This is a genomic window from Pseudomonas capeferrum, from assembly GCF_000731675.1.
Taxonomy (GTDB): Bacteria; Pseudomonadota; Gammaproteobacteria; order Pseudomonadales; family Pseudomonadaceae; genus Aquipseudomonas; species Aquipseudomonas capeferrum.
Window position 1 is genome coordinate 1,942,575 of sequence record NZ_JMIT01000001.1, and the last position, 21,639, is coordinate 1,964,213.

Genomic DNA, 21,639 nt, shown 5'->3' on the forward strand with positions numbered 1-21,639 from the left:
CAGGTGACTGTCATATTTCCATCACGCAACCGTCGTAATCTGCCGGGCAACTCTATGCCATAGGTAGCCCGGCATGCCCCGCCTGCTGCTCGCTCTACTCGCCCTGCTGCCGCTATCGGCCCTGGCCGATTCTGCCCATTTGCGCGTGCAGGGCTCCAACACCATCGGTGCTGCGCTGCTGCCGGCCTTGGTCCAGGGACAATTGCGCTCGCAACAGGCAACCGCCATCGAACAAGCCCCCGGCGCGCAGGCCAACGAAACCGTCATCACTGCCCGCGACGTGCGCGGGCAACCGTTGCGTATCGATATCGCCGCGCATGGTTCCAGCACTGGCTTCGCTGCCCTGGGCCGTGGCGAGGCCGACCTGGCTGCTGCCTCACGGCCAATCAACGACGCAGAAGTGCGCCAACTGCAGGCCCTGGGCAATTTGCGCGCGGCCAGCGCCGAGCAGGTCATCGGCCTGGATGGCGTGGCGGTGATCGTGCACCCCAACAACCCGCTGCCACAACTGACCACCCGGCAACTGGCGCAAATCTTCTCTGGGCAAGTCCAGCGCTGGGACCAGCTGGGCATCACCGGAGGGTCGATTCACCTTTACGCCCGCGACGACCGTTCCGGCACCTACGAAACGTTCAAGGCACTGGTGCTCGACCCTCATCAAGGCGCGCTGTCGGCCCAGGCCCAGCGCTTTGAGTCCAGTGATGAGCTGGCCGAGCGGGTCAGCAGCGACCGCCAGGCCATCGGGTTCAGCAGCTTGGCCGCAGTGCACGGGGCCAAGGTGCTGGCAATAGCCGAGGGCGATGCACCGGCCATGCTGCCGCAGCGCGCGCAGGTGGCCAGCGAAGATTACCCCCTGTCGCGGCGCTTATTTTTCTACCTGCCAGCCAATGCCAAACCTCAGGCCAAGGCCCTGGCCGAATTCGCCCAGAGCCCGGCTGGCCAGGCCATCGTCGCCCAGGTGGGCTTCGTCTCGCAGCAAGTCAAGGCCCAGGCTGTGCAGCCCCAGGCCGACATGCCGCCGCGCTACCGAACGCTGGCCCAGCAAGCGCAGCGGCTGAGTGTGAACTTTCGCTTTCAGGAAGGCAGCGCCAGCCTCGACAACAAGGCCTTGCGCGATGTGCAGCGGGTGGCCGACTACCTGCGCCAGGCGGGCAAGCTGCAGAGCAAGGCGGTGCTGGTGGGTTTTGGCGACCCCAAGGAAACACCGGGGCGTGCGGCACTGCTTTCACGCTTGCGGGCGCTGGCGGTGCGCCGCGAGCTGGCACGCGATGGCGTGGACGTGCTGGAAGTGACCGGCATGGGCGATGAGCTGCCGGTGGCCGGGAATGACCAGGAACAAGGGCGCTTGCGCAATCGGCGGGTGGAAGTGTGGGTCTATTGAAGCGCCCGCACACCAGGCAAAGAAATGTAACAGGTCGGCGTTCGGCATCCCGGGGAAACGCGGCTAGGCTCAAGCCTATGTGATACCGGGCCCCTCTGACGGCTGCCAAGCCGCCATGTCGGATCACTGTTGCCATGCAACGTCGACAATCAAGGAGGGGCTCATGACGGCTCTGCACACATTTCTCACCACCCCGTTTCTCGGTACCAGCACCTGGTTGTGGCTGGTGTTCATGGCCATCGTCATCGGTTTGCTAGTGCTCGACCTGGGCGTGCTGCACCGCCAGGACCGCGAGATCGAAATGCGCGAGAGCCTGCTGCTGTACTCGGGTTATTTCAGCGTCGGCGTGCTGTTCGGGGCCTGGGTCTGGTTCGAGCTGGGCGCGCAGTCGGCGCTGGAGTTCTACACCGGGTTCCTGGTCGAGCAGTCGCTGTCGATGGACAACGTGTTCGTCATGGCGATGATCTTCGGCTTCTTCGCCATCCCCCGCCGCTACCAGCACCGGGTATTGTTCTGGGGCATTCTGGGTGTGGTGTTCCTGCGCGCGATCATGATCGGCGTGGGTGCGACACTGGTGCAGAACTTTGAATGGGTGTTGTACATCTTCGGCGCTTTCCTGCTGTTCACCGGGGTGAAGATGGCGCTGTCGAAAGAAGACAGCCATCTGGACCTGGCCAACAACCCGGTCCTGAAATTCGTGCGCCGGCACATGCGCGTTACCGATCAGATCCACGGCTCGCATTTCTTCGTGCGCCTGACCCCGCCCGGGCACAGCAAGGCGCTGCGCTATGCCACGCCGCTGTTCCTGGCGCTGGTGCTGATCGAACTGGCCGACCTGGTATTTGCCGTCGACAGCGTGCCAGCGATCTTTGCCATTACCCAGGACCCGTTCATCGTCTACACCTCGAACATCTTTGCCATCCTGGGTTTGCGTTCGCTGTACTTCGCACTTTCGGCATTGATGCACCGGTTCGTGTACCTCAAGTATGCGCTGGCGATGGTGCTGATCTTCATCGGCTGCAAGATCTTCTACCACGGCATGGTGGGCAAGGTGCCGGCGTTGCTGTCGTTGGGGGTGACGTTTGGGTTGTTGTTGGGTGGGGTGGTGGTGTCACTGGTCAAGACGCGGGGGGACAAAGCGACGGTGGAGGCAAAGTTGCAGCATCTTCCGCCTGAGAAAAGTGACGATGAGCAGAAGGAGAAAGACCCGCAATTGCGGGTCTGACTGACGCGCATCTCATACGTTCTAATGGACCATTGTCGCAGCAGGCATAAGTCAATTATCAAGAAACAAAAATTACTTCATTTTGGAAATTTCTATAACACAAGCTGCGAGCATCAGCCACCCAAAACCAATGATGATAAGCCATGCAGACACAGCCAGCCATCGCTTCAATTTTGGTGGGAAAACTTTTAGCTCGTCAGCATCGAGCTGGCCTCGACGAAGCACAAACCCAGGGAATGTGACACCCCCCCCAATTGCACAAACCAACATGAGCCGCCACTTAAAGCTAGAGCCACCCCATGCAATCTTCAAGCTCTCAATATACGAATTACTTTCAATCGAAGAGCAAACTATCTCATAATTTCGCGTCAAAGCTATATAGGCACTTATCGACACACCTGACAGAGAAATTACAAATGGCATCAATACAAATGATAGCTTTAGCGCAGCAGGCCAAGCATCAATATCAATCACTTGTTGCCCCATAGATGTATTCGCCTGTCCATTCCCCGAGAACTTCACCCCCCTTGCCGCCTACGAATCCTCCGCCCCCAACTACTAAAATACCGCACAATGGTGTCGCAACTCCCCCAGTACCTACGGCGAAAAAAGCACATGCTGTTCCCGCAGCTAAACTCGCAAGTGCAGAGCCTGCTATTCCACCGCTAACGCTGCCGCTGAATTTTCCGGCCTCTACAAAACGGGCGCTTCTACAAGCCTCCGTGTTCCCTGCCTGGCAAACCTCTTTCACATTGAGATACGACGATGTCCCACTGAGTCCAATAGCAGCATGACCACCATACTTAAGGTACTTGGAAAGCTTCGCTACTTTATCAAGATGCGTCGCATACCCCGGTATCTGCCCCACCCCACCCGCTTTCGACCAATGGTGCACAAGGCTTTTGGTAGAAATATTCAGACTCTTCTTTAAACGTTCATAGTTGCCGAGGTTAAGCTGTTTATTGAGCAGCGCCGCTTTCAACTGAACATCCAGTTGCTGCAGCAGCTGGCGCCGCGAGGCGAAAAACTCACGACTGTTCAAATGCCCGTGCCGCAAGAACTCACGCTGATGCAACTGCTCGATCTGGTTCAGTGTGCTCTTGACCTGTTTCAACCCTTGATCGAGCATGTCCTTGCCCACGCCCATCGACTGGCTGGCACTGCTCAGCAAACCGGCAATCTCAGCCTGATGCTGCACCATGAAGTCGGATTCTGCGAAATCGAGCACCGCCAACGCGCGCCGTGCATCCTGAGCGGCAGCCATCAGCTTGGCCTCCTCGAGGGTACAGGCATCACCATTGTCCGGGTCACCGATGACGAAGATTTCCCCAGCCTTGAAACCTTGCTCGAACGTGGGGTTGAGCCGCTGCAAACGGGAAATCGGCAAGGTGGCGTCGTGCTCGGATAATTGCAGCAGAACCTGAGAGAACGACATGCTTTTGGGCACCACGTAGAAACCCGGCTCCAACGTGCCTGGCATCGCAGTCACCGCGCCCTGCACGAGGCTTTTCGGATGGGCGCCGGCCGCTGCCTCGGTAGGCATTGCGCGACTGTTCGCAAGTGCCTGCCTGGATAGCGGGGCCGCACCCAGTGGTGCTACGACCCGATTGCTGCCGGACGGGCAACCACACGCCACCAGTGCACCGTCCATGGCCACGGCTTGACCGTTGGAGATGAAGTACCGAACGCCCTCAACGACAGTCCCTTGCTCGCCACAGCGCGGACAAGGCGTCGTTTTGTCCCCCTCCCGAAGCCCCCTGCGGCCATTGCTCAAATAACCGAGGCCGGCAGCGATGCAAATAGCACCTGTCGTGGTGACATCGCCATCAACCGCCTGGCCTTTACCACCCAGATTGACACGCATCGGCAAGTACCTTGTGCAAAAAGTAAGGTGTCGAAACCTAACAGCTGCAAAAGGGCTTTTAGTGCCTGAACGTGAAAACCAGACACTTCCTACACCAAATACATACTTGTTCAGCCAGCTCATCCGTAGCCAGCATGCGCGTTAATTGGACAAGGAATTCCCGTGCAAGAACTTCCGATTCTTCATCTTGAACTGCGCAGCATCTCCACCGGCACATACTTGCCGATCTCATATTTGCCAATCGCCGCCCGGTGCACTTCGTCCGGCCCGTCGGCCAGGCGCAAGGTGCGCTGCATGGCGTACATGTAGGCCAAGGGGAAGTCACCGCTCACGCCCGCGCCGCCATGCATCTGGATCGCCCGGTCGATCACCTTCAAGGCCACATTCGGCGCCACCACCTTGATCTGAGCGATTTCACTGCGTGCGACCTTGTTGCCCACGGTGTCCATCATGTACGCCGCCTTGAGCGTCAGCAGGCGTGCCATGTCGATTTCCATGCGCGAGTCGGCGATCTTGTCGACGTTGCCGCCCAGCCGGGCCAGAGGCCGGCCGAAGGCAGTGCGCTCGACCGAGCGTTTGCACATCAACTCCAGCGCCCGCTCGGCCATGCCGACCGAACGCATGCAGTGGTGAATACGGCCTGGGCCTAGGCGCCCCTGGGCGATCTCGAAGCCGCGGCCCTCGCCGAGGATCACGTTTTCATAAGGCACCCGCACATTCTCGAACAGCACCTCGGCATGGCCATGTGGCGCGTCGTCGTAGCCGAACACCGGCAACGGCCGCACTATCTTCACGCCCGGCGTATCGGTCGGCACCAGCACCATCGAGTGCTGCTGGTGGCGCGGCCCCTCAGGGTCGGACAGGCCCATGAAGATCATGACCTTGCAACGCGGGTCACACGCGCCGGATGTCCACCACTTGCGGCCGTTGATCACCCATTCATCGCCATCACGCACAGCGGTGGCAGCCATGTTGGTGGCGTCTGATGAGGCCACGTCCGGCTCGGTCATGGCGAACGCCGAGCGGATCTCGCCGCGCAGCAGTGGCTCCAGCCACTGGCGTTTCTGCGCCTCGCTGCCATACCGCACCAGCACTTCCATGTTGCCGGTATCCGGTGCCGAGCAGTTGAACGGCTCTGGCCCGAGCAGCGAGCGGCCCATGATTTCGGCCAGTGGGGCGTATTCCAGGTTGCTCAGCCCGGCGCCGTACTCCGACTCGGGCAAGAACAGGTTCCACAACCCCTCGGCGCGGGCCTTGGCCTTGAGCTCTTCCATGATCGCGGTGGGCTGCCAGCGATCACCCTCGGCGACCTGGCGCTCGAACACCGCTTCTGCGGGATAGACGTAGGCATCCATGAACGCAGTGACGCGCTCGCGCAGTGCCTGGACCTTGGGCGAATAGGCGAAATCCATCGGGGCTACCTTCACGGTTCGGAGTACATGGGCCAGAGCCTAGAGCAGCAAGCGCCCATCCACCTAGTCTATTTTCCGCGTGTATAAACATTCATAACCGATATATGATCGGGCAATAATTCCAACAATGAGCGGCGCACATGAACCTCAGCAAGGTCGACCTCAACCTGTTCATCGTCTTCGATGCCATCTACACCGAAGCCAACCTGACCCGCGCCGGGCAGATTGTCGGCATCACTCAGCCGGCGGTGTCCAATGCCCTGTCGCGACTGCGCGAAACCTTCAACGACCCGCTGTTCGTGCGTACCGCGCAAGGCATGGTGCCCACGCCCATGGCCCAGAACATCATTGGCCCGGTGCGCAACGCCCTGGCCCTGCTGCGCACGTCGGTGCAGGAAAGCCGTATCTTCAACCCGCAGCAGGCCAACAAGACCTTTCGCATCAGCATGACCGACCTGACCGAAGCGGTGATCCTGCCGCCGTTGTTCCAGCGGCTGCGCCGCCTGGCACCTGCAGTGCTGATTGAAAGCTTTCTGTGCAAACGGCGCGAAACCACCAAGGAACTGGCAGCCGGGCGCCTGGATTTCGCGGTCGATGCCCCGCTGAACACCGACCCGCAGGTGCGCCACGTCAAACTGATGCAAGACCGCTACGTCTGCGCCCTGCGCCAAGGCCACCCGCTGGCCGACAGCAAACTGACCCTGGACAGCTACCTGGGCATGACCCATATCCATATTTCCAGCCGCCGCAATGGCCTGGGCTATGTTGACCTGGCCTTGGGCAAGATGGGCGTACAGCGCAAGGTTGCCTTGCGCTCACAGCATTACCTGATGGCTTCGCAGGTGTTGCAGCAGACCGACATGGCCATGACCGTGCCCGAGCGTTTCGCCCGCCGTCATCAATTGCGCTACCAGCCATTGCCGGTAGACGTACCGGCGCTGGAAACGCACTTGTACTGGCACGAGAGCACTGACCAAGACCCTGCCAACCGCTGGATGCGCGAGCAGATCATCGAGTTGTGCGAACAGGTGGTGGCCGAGGAAGAACGCGCGCTGGCGCCGGCCTGAGGCGATTGCCAAAGGTCGTTTACGCCGAGTATTGAAAATTAATTTCTCCAGAAACGGGCAAAGCGAGAATTATTTTCCAAGCCTGGGCACAATCAGCCAGGCATAAGACAAAAACCATCAGCCCACGGGCGGGTACGCTTGCACCAACGATCATCGAATCCAACGTGACAGACACGGACCCGCCCCCATGCCCAGCGCCCCGCTCTACTTCGACTACGCCGCCACCACCCCCGTTGACGACCGCGTCATCGAAACGATGCTCGCCTGCCTTGGCCGCCACGCCAACTTCGGCAACCCCGCCTCCAGTGGCCATGCCTATGGTCAGGCTGCCCGCAACGCGGTGGAACAGGCACGCCTGCAGGTGGCCGAACGCGTTGGCGCCCGTGCTGATCAGCTGGTGTGGACGTCAGGCGCGACCGAATCCAACAACCTCGCACTCAAAGGCATCGCCCAAGGCATCAGCCAACCGGGCCACCTGATCACTAGCCAGCTGGAACACAAGGCCGTGCTCGACACGGTCGCTGAACTGGAGCGCCAAGGCTGGTCCATCACGCGCCTGGCTGCGGATGCGGCCGGGCTGATCCAGCCCGATGCCGTGCAGGCGGCGTTGCGTGCCGATACCCGCCTGGTCTCGCTGATGGCGGTCAACAACGAATTGGGTACCGTGACCGATTTCGCCGCCATTGGTGAGCGTGTGCGTGCCCATGGGGCGCTGTTGCATGTGGACGCGGCCCAGGCAGTGGGCAAGCTGGCCATCGACCTTGCGGCAATGGCGGTGGACTTGATGTCGTTCTCGGCCCACAAAGCCTATGGCCCCAAAGGCATCGGCGCGCTCTACGTCGGCCCGCGTGCCCGCGAACTGATGCGCGCGCAGATGCACGGCGGTGGGCATGAGCAGGGGCTGCGTTCCGGCACGCTGGCAACCCACCAGATCGTCGGTATGGGTAGCGCCTTCGCCCTGGCTGGCCAGCCGGGCGACAGTGAACACCAGCGCATCGAACAACTGGCTCAGCGCCTGCGCGACGGCTTGCTGGCCTTGCCGGCGGTAAGCCTCAATGGCTGTGCCACGCAGCGCATCCCGCATACCTTGAACCTGTGTATCGATAGCCAAGGCTTCAACAGTGCCGCGTTGGCCAGTGAGTTGGCGTTGTCGACCACGTCGGCCTGCAACTCGGCGAGCAATGCACCCTCGCATGTGCTGCTGGCCCTGGGGCTGGATGAAAACCGGGCGCGCAACAGCGTGCGCTTGAGTATCGGACGCTTCAGCACCGAGGCCGAAGTGGATAAAGCACTCGAGGTCTTCGCCAGGGTCACAGCGGCGGCTTCGCTGGCGCTCTGGTAAGGCGCAAACAGCAGGGGCCGGCGGGCGGCCCCTGGCGCTATCAGAGGAAGGTGAATACCTTCGCAGCCGGCAACCGCGACTTGTTCAGCCCCGCATTGAAATCACCCTCGCTACGGTAGCCCAGGCTCAAGATCACCACACTGGTAAAGCCCTGCTCACGCAAGCCCAGTTCGGCATCCAGTACCTTGCTGTCGAAGCCTTCGATGGGCGTGGCATCCAGGCCATGCGCCGCCGCGCCGAGCAGCGCGGTGCCAAAGGCCAGGTAGGTCTGCTTTTCCATCCAGTGCTGCACGTCTTTCTGGTCGAAACGGTGCAGGTCGACGTAATGGCGACGGCTCTGGTTCTGCGCGGCGCGGGCCTGCTCGTCACGAAAACGACCATCGGCGGCTTCCTGGTCTAGCAGCGCCTGCAGATGAGCCTCGGGCATTTCGGTACGGGCGCAGAACACGATTACATGGGACGCATCGAGGATCTTCGGCGAGTTGTAGGCGAAACGGTCCTGGGTGCTCTTGGCCAACCGTGCCTTGCCTTCGGCACTGTCGGCGACGACGAAGTGCCAAGGCTGGGAGTTGACCGAGGACGGGCTGTGGCGCAGTTGCTCGAGCAACGCGTCGATCGTGGCCTGAGGAATGCGGCGCGAGGCGTCGTAAGCCTTGGTGGTGTAGCGGCGCTTGGCCAGGGAAACGGTATCCATGCAACAACTCCTGCGGTGAAAATGGGATGTGTCGCGCATGTTATCTTTCCTGCAAAAAAGAAAAACCGGCACAATGCAGCAACACTTTCATCCCAGGAGTGAAAATGCTACGCATCGCCGACCTCGAACTGTTCGTGCGCAGCAGCGTGCTGGGCAGCTTCACAGCCGCCGCCCACGAGGCTGAACTGCTGCCGGGCCAGGTGGCCGCCGCCATCAAGCGCCTGGAGCGTGAGCTGGACGTGCGCCTGTTCGCGCGCACTACCCGCAGCCTGCGCCTGACCGCCGAGGGCGAGCTGTACCTGCCAACGGCGCAGAACGTGCTGGAAAGCCTGCGCCAAGGCCGCGAGGACCTGCACGGCAACGCCAGTACCTTGCGCGGGACCCTGCAGGTTTCGGCACCTTCGGACATGGGCCGCAACATGCTGCTGCCTTGGCTGAGCGCGTTCCGTCGCGAGCACCCGGCGCTGCACCTGCGCTTCTTTCTGTCCGACCAGATGGCCGACCTCAATCGCGACCCGGTGGACATCGCCATCCGCTATGGCCTCAACCAGGACGCCAACTACATCGCCCTGCCCCTGGCCAACTGGAACCGTCGGGTGCTGGTTGCCTCCCCGGACTACCTGGCGCGCCACGGCCGCCCGCAGACACCGGAGGCACTGCAGCAACATGCCTGCCTGTTGTACCTGCAACAGAACCGCGTCTATGACAAATGGCGGGTGGGCAACCGCACCGTGCAGGTACGGGGGCCGCTGGTCAGCGACGACGCCGACGTGATTCGCCGACTGGCCCTGCTAGGTGAAGGTATCGTCTATAAATCGTGGCTGGATGTGAGCGCCGACATCGAGGCGGGCGAGCTGGAGATCCTCTTGCCCGAGTACCTGGGCGAGCCGACGCCGGTCACCTTGGTCTGCCCACACCGCAAGCAACTGACCCCGGCAGTGACGCAGTTGCACCTGTGGCTGCGCGAGCGCTTCGAAGCCCTGCGGCCCCGGCTGCTGAACAAGGGCTGCACAATCGTTCCAGACTGATACGGGTACGTGCGTTAAGGTAGCCATTTCCCCCACGGGCTGCACCCATGAGCAACTGGATCGTCCTCAAGCAAGACGCCGACACCGGCATCGAGTCGGTCCGCGCGCATTTCACCGGGCATGCCTACGACCCCCACTGGCATGACAGTTTTCTGGTCGGTATCACCGAGCAAGGCGTGCAGCAGTTCAACTGCCGGCGGGTGCGCCATCGCAGCACGCCGGGGCAGGTGTTTCTGCTGGAGCCCGGCGACCTCCACGACGGCCTCGCGCCGACCGACGAAGGCTTTACTTACTCGACGCTGTACCTGGAGCCTGCATGGCTCGAAGACCAGTTACGAACGCTGTTCGAGCATGCACCCAGCGCCAGCTTGCCCAGCTTTGCCGATACCCTGTGCCACGACGCGCGCCTGGCACGGGCCACCGCACTGGCCTTTCACACCGTGCACAACCAGGATTTTCGCATCGTTCGCCAGACGGCCATGGACGACCTGCTTGCCTGCCTGACCCGCCACCTGCACTGGCGCAAACGCCTCAACCCAGACCCTCGCCTGCCGCTGACCGCTCAGCGCGCACGTGACTACCTGCATGCTCACCTGGACCGTGACATCGGCCTGGAAGACCTGGCCCAGGCCTGTGGCGTCGACCGTTTTCGCCTGACCCGCGCCTTCAAGGCCGCGTTCGGCCTGGCACCGCACGCCTACCTGATACAGTTGCGCCTGGCCCGCGCCCGGCGCCTGCTCGCCCAAGGCCAGACGCCCGCTGAAGTGGCCATGGCGCTGGGCTTTGCCGACCAGAGCCACCTGGGTCGCTGGTTCCGCCGGGCCTATCGGTTGACCCCGGCCGACTACCGCAGGCGCTGCTCAAACCTTCCAGACTGACGGCGGCCTTACGGCGAACATGGTGCTTCGACCCCTCGGAGCTTTGTGTCATGTCGCAGTCGTTGTTGCCCTTCATTCTCTTCGCCCTGGTTGCCAGTATCAGCCCGGGGCCGACCAACTTGTTGATTCTGGCGCACGGTGCACGGCAGGGCCTGCGCGCAAGCGTGGCACCGATCCTGGCCGGTTGTGGCGCCGCCGCAGCGGTGGTGCTGCTGGTCGGGCTTGGGCTGGGCGAGCTGTTACTGCGTCACCCCCTGGCCCAGCAACTGATGAGCTGGGCTGGCGTACTCTGGTTGAGCTGGCTGGCCTGGCGCATTCTGCGCAGCGCCGGGCAGCCCTTGGACCTCAGCGCAGAAAAGCACTTTGATGCGTTCAGCGCAGCTTCGCTGCAAGTGGTCAACCCGAAAGTGTGGATGATGGCAGTGGCGGTGATCGGGGTATTTGCCGCGCCGGCGCTGCCGGTGTGGCAGTTGGCGCTGGTGTTTCTGCTGATCGCCCTGCCGTGCATGACGGCCTGGGCGCTGCTGGGGGTAGGCAGTGCACGCTGGTTGCAGGCCCCTGCGCGGTTGCTGTGGTTCAACCGAGGGTTGGCGGGGATGTTGCTGGTGTCGGCCTGGGCGGCGCTGCTTGGTTGAATTTGATGGTGGCTGCGCCGGCCGCTTCTCGGGCAAGCCCACGAAGCGGCCGGCACGGTCAATCAGGTGCCTAAGGCTTCGCGAAAGCGCCGAGTGCTGGCGAAGGCCAGGGCCAACCCCACCACCGCCACACAGCCTCCGACCAGGCCAATATAGGCCACATCCATCTGGCTGCTGACGATACTGCCCAGCAGTGCCCCACCGCCGATCCCGATGTTGTAGATACCCGAGAACAAGGCCATGGCCACGTCGGTGGCATCGGACGCCAGCTTCAAGGTCTTGGACTGCAACGACAGGCTGAAACTCAGGATCGCCACACCCCAGAACATGCTCAACGCACAAAACACGTAGAAGTTGCCCGACAGCGGCAACAGCAACAATAGGCAAGCCGCCAGCAGGCCGATCGAACCCACCAGAAAGCCTTGGGGGAAACGCTCACTGTAGCGGCTGAACAGCACCGAACCGAACACCCCGGCGCCACCGAACAACAGCAGCAACAACGTAGTGCGCTCGCCACTGATCTGCGCCACGTTCAGGGCGAAGGGTTCGATGTAGCTGTAGGCAGTGAACTGTGCGGTGATCACCAGCGTCACCAGCAGGTAGGTGACGACCAGGGCCGGGCGCTTGAACAGAATCGGCAGGCTGCGTAGCGAACCGGAGTTCTGGCTTGGCAGCAGCGGCAACGACTTCATCAGGCAAAGCATGGTGGCCAATGCCACCCCGGCAATGCTGAGGAACGTTACCCGCCAGCCCAAGGCTTCCCCTACCACGCGGCCCAGTGGAATACCCAACACCATCGCCAGGGTGGTGCCGGTGGCCAGCAGGCCGAGTGCCTTGGCCTGCTGGCCAGGCGGCGCCACGCGCACCGCCAGCGACGCAGTGATGGCCCAGAACACGGCATGGGCCAGGGCGATGCCGATGCGGCTTACCAGCAGCATGGCAAAGCTCTGCGACAGCCACGACAACAGGTGGCTGACGATGAACACCAGAAACACGAACAACAGCAGGCGCCGTCGCTCGATGTTGCGGGTCAGCAGCATCATCGGCAGCGACGCCAGGGCGACCACCCAGGCATAGATGGTCAGCATCAGGCCGACCTGGGCGGTGCTCATGTCGAAGCTGCGGCCAATGTCGCTGAGCAGCGCCACCGGGACGAATTCGGTGGTGTTGAAGATGAAGGCCGCCAAGGCCAGGGCAATGACGCTCAGCCAGCTGCCGCCACCGGTGGTCGGCGGCAGGTCGGTGGGTATGGGTCCGTTCATGGGTGGAATTCTATGCTCCGCAGGCATGGCGAAAAGACGCGCGTCAGGGGCCAAGTATCGGCCGCGCTGAGGCACGGTTTGTTATTGGAAGGAATGCCGGCATGGTACGCGTCAATACCAGGCCTCACAACCCGCGCACATTGCGCGTAACATGCGCGCTTTGTGTGAACTGCAAGCGGAACAAGGAGCCCGATCCGCCCATGGACAAGCAACAACCCCAGCAGCAGTGGCAGCAGGCGGTCACCGCCTACGCCCAGGCCATCAACCGCTACGTCGCGCAAGGCTGCGAGCAGGGCTGGGATGACCTCGAAGAACCCCAGCACGCTGCCACCGAGCACTTGCTCGACGCCTGGCAGGCCGCCCTGCAAGCGATCAACCAGCCGGGGGTAGACGAACAGCAACGCCAGGCCTTCCGCACGGCCTGGCCGCCTGCACACCTGCCGCTGGTGCCATTGCTCGACACGCATGGGCAAGGTATCAGCAATGTCTTGCTGCTGGACGACGGCAGCCTGCTCGCACGCATTGGCATGCCCTATGAAAAGGGCCAGGTAGTACGCATCGATCAGCAGGGCGTGACGCCGGTCATCGGTATCGAGCATTTCGGCCGTTGCCCGCAACGCCGCTACTTTGCCCTGGCCAACGCCGAGGGCGTGCGCGTGACCGATGGCTGGGGCGGCCCGCAGGTCGCCCGGCTCCCTTGGCCTAGCGGGTTGGAGGGGCTGCCAGCCGGTTACCCCTTCGACCCCTTCGACCTGCCGCCGACCCCCACCACGCTGGTGCCCTTCGCGCAAGGCCAACGGGTACTGCTGGTGAGCGCCGAGGGCATCTTCCTGCTGGCGGCCGAAGGCGCCGCCCGGTTGCTGCCGCGCCAATCGCAAATACTCGAAGAGCTAGCCGAAGGCACCGACCCGGACGATATCGCCTTGGGCCTGGCCATGGAGCATGGTGCGGTGTCGCCGGATGGGCGCCTGATCGTGGTCGGCGAGCAGAGCAGCCGCCATCTGGTGTTGGACGATCAGTTGGCGCTGGTGGCGCAGGTAGGCCCAGGTGGTGAGTACCCACATTTCGCCCTGTTCAACCGCCGCGGCGACCAGTTGATCGTCAATGCCTGCCACTTCTACAACGGCGGCACGCTCGGGGTACGCGTGGCCGACCTGCCGGGGCTGGATACCGACTACTACAGTGAAGACCCACGCACACCGCTGCTGCAGGATGGGGCGCGGGTTTACGCTGGGGTCGCAGGCGATGGCGAGTATATCGTCGGTGACGCCTACGGCTACTTGCGGGCCTTTGGCGAGGATGGCGCGGAACACTGGCAGCACTACCTGGGTTCGACCATCAGTGCCATGGACATCAGCGCTGACGGGCGCACGCTGGTTGCGGCGAGCCATGCCGGCTTCATTTCGGTGATTGCCCTGGGCAGCGGGCGGCCTGAATGGCAGATCGGCACCGGGGAGCATGGCGAAGTACGGCGGTGGTTGTTCTGGAAGGGGTGGGACAAGGCGCTGGTCTGGTAAATCTGCACTGGCCCTTTCGCGGGCAACGCCGCGAAAGGGCCAGTGCAGGCCAACCCGTGGATCAGCCCTGAAGCGTGGCCATGTCGATCACGAAGCGATACTTCACATCGCCGGCAATCATCCGCTCGTAAGCCTGGTTGATATTGCGGATATCGAGCATTTCGATGTCGCAACGGATGTCGTGCTCGGCACAGAAATCCAGCACTTCCTGAGTCTCGGCGATACCGCCGATCAACGACCCGGCCAGTACCCGGCGCTTGAGCACCAGGTTGGCCGCGTGCACCGCCGGGTCGATAGGTTCGATCAGACCGACCAGGATGTGCACGCCATCGAACTTGAGGGTTTCCAGGTACGGGTTGAGGTCGTGCTGCACCGGGATGGTGTCGAGCAGGAAGTCAAAATGGCCGGCCGCAGCACGCATCTGCTCGTCATCGGTGGACACGATCACATGGTCGGCACCCTGGCGGCGGGCTTCTTCGGCCTTGGCCTGGGAGCGGGTGAACAAGGTCACTTCCGCGCCCAGGGCCTTGGCCAGCTTGATGCCCATGTGGCCGAGGCCGCCCATACCCAGGATGCCGACCTTGTGGCCCGGCCCTACACCGTGGTGCTTGAGCGGTGAATAGGTGGTGATGCCGGCGCACAGGATAGGCGCTGCGCTGGGCAGGTCCATGCCGGCGGGGATACGCACCACAAAGTGCTCGCTGACCACGATGCTGCTGGAGTAGCCGCCCATGGTGTTGCTGCCATCGACCCGGTCCGGGGTGGCATAGGTCATGGTCGGGCCTTCCAGGCAGTATTGCTCCAGGTCCTTGGCGCATGCCTCGCAGTGGCGGCACGAGTCGACCATGCAGCCGACGCCTACCAGGTCGCCGACCTTGTGTGCAGACACCTTGTCGCCCACGGCGGTGACGCGGCCGATGATCTCGTGGCCCGGCATCAGCGGGTACACGGCGATGCCCCACTCGTTGCGTGCCTGGTGGATGTCGGAGTGGCACACGCCGCAATACAGGATGTCGATAGCGACGTCGTCCGGGCGCGGGCTGCGGCGTTCGAAGGTCATGGGGGCCAGTGGGCTGGTCGAAGTTTGGGCGGCATAACCGATGGCGGTGTACATGCGGGACCTCGCAAAAAAGTGAAACGATTCAGGCGGCGCATTCTGCGCGTCATGCCCCCCCTCGCCCACCGCAGATTCTCCGGCATCCATGCCCGATTCTCCGGAGTTGCCTGCCAGCATCTGACGCTAGACCTTCAATCTGCGATGATGCAACTGTCTGATTCTCTGTCCAGGTTAACCATGCAGCTCACTCGTCACGTCGACGCCAATGCCCACCTTTGCGCGCTGATCCGCCGCCTCACCACGCGTCCGGGCTTCGTCCCCACCCACCTGCCCCAGGTTCAGGTGCTGAGCTGGGACCACTATGTGGCCAGCAGCCCGCAGATCTACGAGCCGAGCCTGATGATCCTGGCCCAGGGCAGCAAACTCGCGCGCCTGGGGCCACGCACCCTGGAGTACGGCGCCGGCCACTACCTGGTCCAGGCGCTGTCGGTGCCGTTCATGTGTGAAACCTTTGCCACCGGTGATGCGCCTCTGTTGGGCGTGGCGGTGGACATTGACCGTGGCGTGCTCGGTGAACTGGTGCAAAGCATGGACCTGGCCCCGGATGCCGCCGTACAGGCGCAGACCCCGCAGTCGATGACGTCGGCGGCCCTGGATGCGCCCATGCGCGACAGTGTCGAGCGGCTGCTGCAGTGCCTGCAGGACCCGCTGGATGCCAAGGTGCTCGGCCCGGCACGGGTGCGCGAAGTGCTGTATACCGCGCTGCGCGGCCCGCAGGCCGGGGTGCTGCGGGCACTGGTCGAGCAGCAGGGGCATTTCGCCCGCATCGGCGCCGCCCTCGCCCACCTGCGCGAACACTACACCGAGCCACTGAGTGTCGAGGCACTGGCTGCGCGTGCCAACATGAGCGTGTCGACCTTCCACGAACACTTCAAGCGCTGCACCGACATGGCGCCGATGCAGTACCTCAAGCGCCTGCGGCTGCTCAAGGCGCAGCAGATCCTGATTGGTGAGGGCCTTGGCGTGGCGCAGGCGGCGCACCGGGTGGGGTACCAGAGCACCTCGCAGTTCAGCCGCGAGTACAAGCGCCAGTTTGACCGCAGCCCTGGGGATGAGACGGCTTATCAGAGCTTGCCGGTTTAGTTGCGGGGGGAATGTGTGGGGTGTTCAGGTGCCTGGCTGGGGATGTGTGGGGGAGCGGATATCGAGCGCCGCCCGCGCGGCGCTTCGCGGGGCAAGCCCGCTCCCACTGTCTACCTTCGGCCAATTATGCCTGTGGCATCTTCACTGTCCGCCTTGTGTGCCCGACTCGATATTGAGGCGGGTGCTGTTTGCTTCACCTCAACCTCATGCCATGCACCAAGGCTGGCAGTGGAAATGTAACTGACAGCACTGGCCGGAGGTAGACAGTGGGAGCGGGCTTGCCCCGCGAAGCGCCGCGCGGGCGGCGCTCGATATCCGCCCCACCGCCAAACCCAGCCGTACACCCCGAAGACCCACGCCCCCATTGCTACCCACCAGACTCCCCAGTTACCATTGAGAACGATTCACACTCACAACTGGATGCCAGGCGTTGGACAGCACCTCGACCCGCAAGCTGGGCTTCTTCTTCAGCGACCATCACCGCTGGCTGCTCCAACACATCTTCAAACGCCTGCGCAATCGCGCCGACGCCGAAGACACTGCGGCCGAAGCGTTCTGCCAGATGCTCGGCGCGCGTGTCGACCCGGACAGCATCCAGCAGCCGCGCGCCTACCTCTCGACCATCGCCCGGCGGCTGATCTTCGACCGGCATCGCCGCCGCCAACTCGAAGAGGCCTACCTCGAACGCTTGGCACTGCTGCCCGAGCCAGTCGCCCCTTCGGCCGAAGAGCAATTGCTGCTGATCGAGGCACTGGTGGCCATCGATAAGGTGCTGGACGGTTTGCCCGCCGTGGTCAAGGCCACCTTCCTGTTCAGCCAGCTCGACGGCATGAGCTATGTCGACATCGCCGCCCGGCTGCAGATCAGTGAACGCACCGTCAGCCGCTACATGAAGCAGGCCCTGCGCCAGTGCTACCTGTGCGAGGTGCAAGCATGAGCGCAGCCGGCCTGGACCCGATAAGCGAGCAGGCCATCGACTGGATGGTCGCGCTGAAGGCCGGCACGCCAGACGAGGCATTGCTGCAACGCCTGGCCCACTGGTTGCGCCAGGACCCCGCGCACCAACGGGCCTGGGACCGCTTGCAACAGCGCGTCGGCAGCCCGTTTGCCGCGTTGCGCGCGCTGGACCGGCGCGCCCCCGGGCATGCCGCCGATGCGCGCCAGGTCCTGCTCGCCCCTACCCACTCCCGACGCGAAGTGCTAGGGGCCCTGGCTGGCCTGAGCGTCGCTGCTGCCGCAGCCTGGGGCGGCTGGCGCAGCGACGGGGCGCAAAACTGGCTGGCCGACCTGCACACCGCCAGTGGCGAGCGGCGCAGCTTCACCTTGGCCGATGGCAGCCGCCTGAGCCTCAACAGTGGCAGTGCCGTCGACCTGGACTTCGATGCCAACCAACGGCTGCTGATACTGCGCCGCGGAGAGCTGTTGATCCAGGTCGCGGCAGACCCGCTCCGGCCGCTGCGGGTGCGCACGGCGCAAGGGCAGGTGCAGGCATTGGGCACCCGTTTCCTGGTGAGCCAGGAAGCCAACGCCACCCGCGTTGTGGTGTTCGAGCACAGCGTGCGCGCCAGCCTGCCCGATGGCCGCTGGCAAGACCTGCAACAGGGGCAGGCAGCACTGCTGCGCAGCGATGGCATCCAGCGTCTGGATGGCGAGCAACAACAACGCGCAGCCTGGCTGCAGGGCCGCCTGGAAGTGCTCGACGAACCGCTGCATGCCGTGGTCGATGCGCTGCGGCCGTACCAGCGGGGCTATATCCGGGTAGCGCCAGCGGTACGTGACATACGCGTGCAAGGTGTATTCCCGCTGGACCAGCCACAGCAGGCGCTGGCGGCCCTGGCCGAGGCCCTGCCGATCAGCGTCGAGCGCTATGGCCCGTGGCTGATGATGATCGGCCCCGAGCACAATAAATGAAAATATTTGTGAAAATCATTCGCAGACGTGTCCGGTTTTCGTTTCTCATCCCACCTATCTCCTGACAAGCCACTTCATTCGGGAGAATTCTGTGCTCAACCTCTGGCCCCGCGCCCTGCCCCTCGTCGTCGCCCTGACCAGCCTCAACGCCCATGCCCAGGTGCAGACCCTGGCGTTCGACCTGCCGCCCGCCAGCCTGGCTACCACCCTTAACCGGATCGCGAGCCAGAGCGGCTACATCATCGCCCTCGAACCGCAACGAGTGCGTGGCAAGCAAGCGCCCGCGGTGGTCGGCCAGATGAGCGCCGAGCAAGCCATGCAAGCCGCCCTTGCCGGTAGCGGCCTGCAATTGCGGCTCACCAGCAGCGGGCACTTCAGCGTCGCCCCGGCCACCCCTGAGACCGACGTGCTGGAGCTTGGCAGTACCAGCATCACCGACAACTACCTGGATGCCACCAGCGAAGGCAGTGGCTCGTACGCAGCCCGTGCGGTGACCCTTGGCAAAGGCACCCACAGCCTCAAGGAAATTCCCCAGTCGGTGACGGTGATCACCCGTAAACAGCTGGACGACCAAGGCATCACCGACCTGCAGGATGCACTCAACCACACCACCGGGATCGTCGGCGCACAGGGCATCGGCCCTGGCGTGGTGGTGACTTCGCGCGGCTTCCAGATCGACGACTGGCAGTACGACGGCGTGCCGATTCCACGCAACACCTACTCGCTGGGCAACTGGGCAACCCAGGACTTGGTGTTCTTCGACCGCGTGGAGGTGCTGCGCGGCGCCTCGGGCCTGTTGCAAGGCACCGGCAGCCCCGGCGGCGCGATCAACCTCGTGCGCAAGCGTGGCCAGGCCACCCCGACGGTCACTGTCACCGGCAAGGCCGGCTCCTGGGACCACTATGGCCTGCAACTGGACGCAGGCGGCCCATTGACCGCCGATGGGCGTGTGCGCGGTCGGTTTGTCGCTGACGAGGACCAGAGCGACAGTTTCATCGACTACCAGTGGAGCAAATCGCACTCGCTGTATGGCGCACTGGACATCGACCTGAACGACGCCACCACCGTGGGTGCCGGCATCAGCTACAACCGCCAGCAGTCGCGGCCGATGCTGCGTGGCATCCCTCGCTATGCCACCGGTGAACCGGTTGACCTGCCACGCTCGACCTTCACCGGCGCCCGCTGGAACCGGGCGCAGACTGACGTCACCACCTACTACATGGACCTTGAGCACCGCTTCGACGACGATTGGACCTTCAAGGCTGCAGCCCTGCGTATGGGCGAAACCAACACGTCCACCCATCAACGGACGCAAACGGTGCTGGAAGGCCTGGAGCCTGACGGCAGTGGCCTCGAATATGCCGACTGGATCACAGACTTCCACTCAACCAAACTGGGCCTGGACATGAACCTGGTGGGGCACTTCGACACCGGCCCCCTGGCCCACGAGGTGACCCTCGGTGGCAACTACTCCAAGCTGACCACCGATGATGGTTACTGGCGCACCTTTGGTGGCAATGACAACATTTTCGACATCGACCATGATCGCCCCGAGCCCAGCCGCGACAGCTTGCTTGCAACCCCCTTCGGGCGTTCCGAACGCAGCGCCTATGATATCCGCCAAAAAGGCTTGTACGGTGCCTGGCGGGTCAAGCCGACTGACCGTTTGACGCTGATTCTGGGGTCGCGTGTCAGTTGGTTCGACTACAGCTATGCCACTACCACTTACCGCGGCCTCAACCCAGGCCAGGTCAACCCCACCAGCCACATGACCGAAACAGGGGAAGTGACACCGTATGCAGGATTTGTCTACGACCTGACCCGCGAATGGGCCTGGTACGCCAGCTACACCGATGTCTTCGTCCCGCAGACCGAGCGCGCCCTCGGCAATGCCCCTCTCAAGCCGGTGATCGGCAGCAACTACGAAACGGGCCTGAAGGGCGAGTTGCTGGACGGCCGGGTCAACGCCTCGCTGGCGCTGTTCCGCTACGACCAGGAAAACCGCGCGGTTACCGACGTGGCCTCGGGCTTTGCCTGTGATGGCGGGTACTGCTCCACCGCGGCGGGCAAGGTGCGCAGCCAGGGCATCGAGGCCGAGATCAGCGGCGAGGTGCTCAGCGGCCTGCAACTGTTCGCAGGTTATACCTACAACACCACCAAGTTCCTCGACGACCCAGATAACGAAGGCCGCGTATTCAGCCAGTGGACCCCCAAGCACATGCTGCGCGCCTGGGCCGACTACACCCTGCCGCTGGACAGCCAGCGCTGGAGCACCGGCCTGGGCTTCACCAGCCAAAGCCACACCTTGGGCTACGAGCGCACCTACACCGTGCCCGGCTACACCGTATGGAGCGCGCGCCTGGCCTACCAGCTGACGCCGGAAGTGAATTTGGCAGTGAACGCCAACAACCTGTTCGACAAGAAGTACTGGGTCGCCGGCTTCAACCAGCTCAATGGCAGCAACAACTACGGCGAACCGCGCAACTTCATGCTGACGGTCAAGTACACCCCTGAGTTTTAAGCAGCAGAACGTTCCGAGCAGGCGTCAGTCGGCCATCGGCCATTGCGCAAGCGGCCAGTAAACGCCCTTGCGCGACTCGTACAGGGTGAAATGCCGCGCGGCCAGGAAGAACTCCGGGGCGCTGGCGGCCTCTGGCGGCTGGCCGCGATAGTCCCTGGACAAGGTCAGGTGCGGGCGGTACTCGCGGCTCGCCGCCTCCAGGCCCAAGGGCAGCAGCGCCTGCTGCAAGCCATAGACCAGCTGCAACAAGGCCGGCGGCGTTTGTTGCGGCTCAAGCACCAGGGCGCCGGCGCGCGGCCACACCTGCAAGCGGTCAAGCAACAGGCGCGGCGGCGCAGCCGGGCGCTTGAGCACGTCGACCGCAGCGCAGATCGCCGGCACCAGGGCAGTGTCCACATCCCCCAAAAACAGCAGCGTCACATGGAAGTTGTCGGCCGGTACCGGCTTGCCGCTGCGCAGGTTCAAGCCGCGCCGCCACTGGGCCAGGGCACGGCGCTGGGCATCGCTGACCGGCAAGGCGAAAAACAGCCGTTTGAAGGGGGCGCCACTGGCGCGAGCGTCCTGAACCATGTGATCTCCTTGGCGTGAATCGTTTGCGCAAGCGCTAGGCCATTACACCTAAGTCGCGCGGTAGTCACGTAACAATAAGTACAAACTGCCCCCATGATTGTTTATGCTGGCGAGCTTATGCCATGGCGCATG

General features: G+C 63.2%; 19 protein-coding genes. 12 read left to right on the forward strand and 7 right to left on the reverse strand.

The features are described from left to right. The first annotated feature begins 73 nt into the window (after positions 1–73). Together PC358_RS08740 and PC358_RS08745 are read left to right on the forward strand one after the other, a co-directional pair. Entirely contained in the window at positions 74–1,381 is a 1,308-nt protein-coding gene (locus tag PC358_RS08740) for a substrate-binding domain-containing protein (RefSeq protein WP_033698902.1), read from the forward strand. A gap of 163 nt (positions 1,382–1,544) precedes the next feature. After that, complete coding sequence (locus PC358_RS08745) at positions 1,545–2,606, forward strand: TerC family protein (protein ID WP_033698903.1); 1,062 nt, start codon at positions 1,545–1,547, stop codon at positions 2,604–2,606. A gap of 72 nt (positions 2,607–2,678) precedes the next feature. Here PC358_RS08745 and PC358_RS27735 read toward each other — a convergent pair whose 3' ends face one another. From PC358_RS27735 to PC358_RS08755, 3 genes are all read right to left on the reverse strand, one after another. After that, positions 2,679–3,080 carry a hypothetical protein gene (locus PC358_RS27735; RefSeq protein WP_077068534.1) on the reverse strand — a complete coding sequence of 134 codons (402 nt, stop codon included), beginning with the start codon at positions 3,078–3,080 and terminating at the stop codon, positions 2,679–2,681. Continuing rightward, the gene (locus PC358_RS08750) at positions 3,073–4,470 is read right to left on the reverse strand and encodes a PAAR domain-containing protein (RefSeq protein WP_033698904.1); all 1,398 of its coding nucleotides are present in this window, start codon (positions 4,468–4,470) and stop codon (positions 3,073–3,075) included. Before PC358_RS08750 ends, PC358_RS27735 begins: the two co-directional genes overlap by 8 nt. Positions 4,471–4,652: 182 nt before the next feature. Then, the gene (locus tag PC358_RS08755; protein ID WP_033698905.1) at positions 4,653–5,882 is read right to left on the reverse strand and encodes an acyl-CoA dehydrogenase; all 1,230 of its coding nucleotides are present in this window, start codon (positions 5,880–5,882) and stop codon (positions 4,653–4,655) included. Between the two features lie 140 nt (positions 5,883–6,022). Here PC358_RS08755 and PC358_RS08760 point away from each other — a divergent pair, with 140 nt between their 5' ends. Both PC358_RS08760 and PC358_RS08765 read left to right on the forward strand, forming a co-directional pair. After that, entirely contained in the window at positions 6,023–6,949 is a 927-nt protein-coding gene (locus PC358_RS08760) for a LysR family transcriptional regulator (protein ID WP_033698907.1), read from the forward strand. A 187-nt stretch (positions 6,950–7,136) separates the two neighbouring features. Beyond that, positions 7,137–8,291 (forward strand): cysteine desulfurase family protein, encoded by a 1,155-nt coding sequence (locus PC358_RS08765; RefSeq protein WP_033698909.1) that lies wholly within the window; start codon positions 7,137–7,139, stop codon positions 8,289–8,291. A gap of 40 nt (positions 8,292–8,331) precedes the next feature. Here the strand turns inward: PC358_RS08765 and nfsB are convergent, their stop codons facing one another. Next, positions 8,332–8,985, reverse strand: a complete 654-nt coding sequence (gene nfsB, locus PC358_RS08770) for an oxygen-insensitive NAD(P)H nitroreductase (RefSeq protein ID WP_033698911.1) — start codon at positions 8,983–8,985, stop codon at positions 8,332–8,334. 104 nt (positions 8,986–9,089) lie between these two features. On the opposite strand from nfsB, the gene PC358_RS08775 reads away from it, so the two are divergent. The 3 genes from PC358_RS08775 to PC358_RS08785 are packed head-to-tail and all read left to right on the forward strand — an operon-like array spanning position 9,090 to position 11,526. Beyond that, positions 9,090–10,013, forward strand: coding sequence for a LysR family transcriptional regulator (locus tag PC358_RS08775; protein WP_033698913.1), 924 nt, complete (start codon positions 9,090–9,092; stop codon positions 10,011–10,013). 47 nt (positions 10,014–10,060) lie between these two features. Continuing rightward, positions 10,061–10,891 (forward strand): AraC family transcriptional regulator, encoded by an 831-nt coding sequence (locus tag PC358_RS08780; protein ID WP_033698915.1) that lies wholly within the window; start codon positions 10,061–10,063, stop codon positions 10,889–10,891. Between the two features lie 50 nt (positions 10,892–10,941). Further along, complete coding sequence (locus tag PC358_RS08785) at positions 10,942–11,526, forward strand: LysE family translocator (RefSeq protein ID WP_033698917.1); 585 nt, start codon at positions 10,942–10,944, stop codon at positions 11,524–11,526. Between the two features lie 62 nt (positions 11,527–11,588). On the opposite strand, the gene PC358_RS08790 is transcribed toward PC358_RS08785, so the two are convergent. After that, positions 11,589–12,788, reverse strand: coding sequence for a sugar transporter (locus tag PC358_RS08790; protein WP_033698919.1), 1,200 nt, complete (start codon positions 12,786–12,788; stop codon positions 11,589–11,591). 200 nt (positions 12,789–12,988) lie between these two features. Here PC358_RS08790 and PC358_RS08795 point away from each other — a divergent pair, with 200 nt between their 5' ends. Next, complete coding sequence (locus PC358_RS08795) at positions 12,989–14,305, forward strand: WD40 repeat domain-containing protein (protein ID WP_033698921.1); 1,317 nt, start codon at positions 12,989–12,991, stop codon at positions 14,303–14,305. Positions 14,306–14,366: 61 nt separating this feature from the next. Here PC358_RS08795 and calA read toward each other — a convergent pair whose 3' ends face one another. After that, entirely contained in the window at positions 14,367–15,419 is a 1,053-nt protein-coding gene (calA, locus tag PC358_RS08800) for a vanillin reductase (protein WP_033698923.1), read from the reverse strand. Positions 15,420–15,599: 180 nt separating this feature from the next. Between calA and PC358_RS08805 the strand changes: the two genes are divergently transcribed. The 4 genes from PC358_RS08805 (at position 15,600) to PC358_RS08820 (ending at position 20,937) form a co-directional block, all read left to right on the forward strand. Further along, positions 15,600–16,505 (forward strand): AraC family transcriptional regulator, encoded by a 906-nt coding sequence (locus PC358_RS08805; protein ID WP_033698925.1) that lies wholly within the window; start codon positions 15,600–15,602, stop codon positions 16,503–16,505. A gap of 430 nt (positions 16,506–16,935) precedes the next feature. Further along, positions 16,936–17,442 (forward strand): sigma-70 family RNA polymerase sigma factor, encoded by a 507-nt coding sequence (locus PC358_RS08810; protein ID WP_033698927.1) that lies wholly within the window; start codon positions 16,936–16,938, stop codon positions 17,440–17,442. Beyond that, on the forward strand, positions 17,439–18,416 hold the full coding sequence (locus tag PC358_RS08815; RefSeq protein ID WP_033698929.1) for a FecR family protein: 978 nt from the start codon (positions 17,439–17,441) through the stop codon (positions 18,414–18,416). The genes PC358_RS08810 and PC358_RS08815 overlap by 4 nt, the downstream gene beginning before the upstream one ends. Before the next feature lie 91 nt (positions 18,417–18,507). Next, positions 18,508–20,937, forward strand: coding sequence for a TonB-dependent siderophore receptor (locus PC358_RS08820; protein ID WP_033698930.1), 2,430 nt, complete (start codon positions 18,508–18,510; stop codon positions 20,935–20,937). 24 nt (positions 20,938–20,961) lie between these two features. Here PC358_RS08820 and thpR read toward each other — a convergent pair whose 3' ends face one another. Continuing rightward, positions 20,962–21,507 carry an RNA 2',3'-cyclic phosphodiesterase gene (gene thpR / locus PC358_RS08825; RefSeq protein WP_033698932.1) on the reverse strand — a complete coding sequence of 182 codons (546 nt, stop codon included), beginning with the start codon at positions 21,505–21,507 and terminating at the stop codon, positions 20,962–20,964. Between the last annotated feature and the right edge of the window lie 132 nt (positions 21,508–21,639).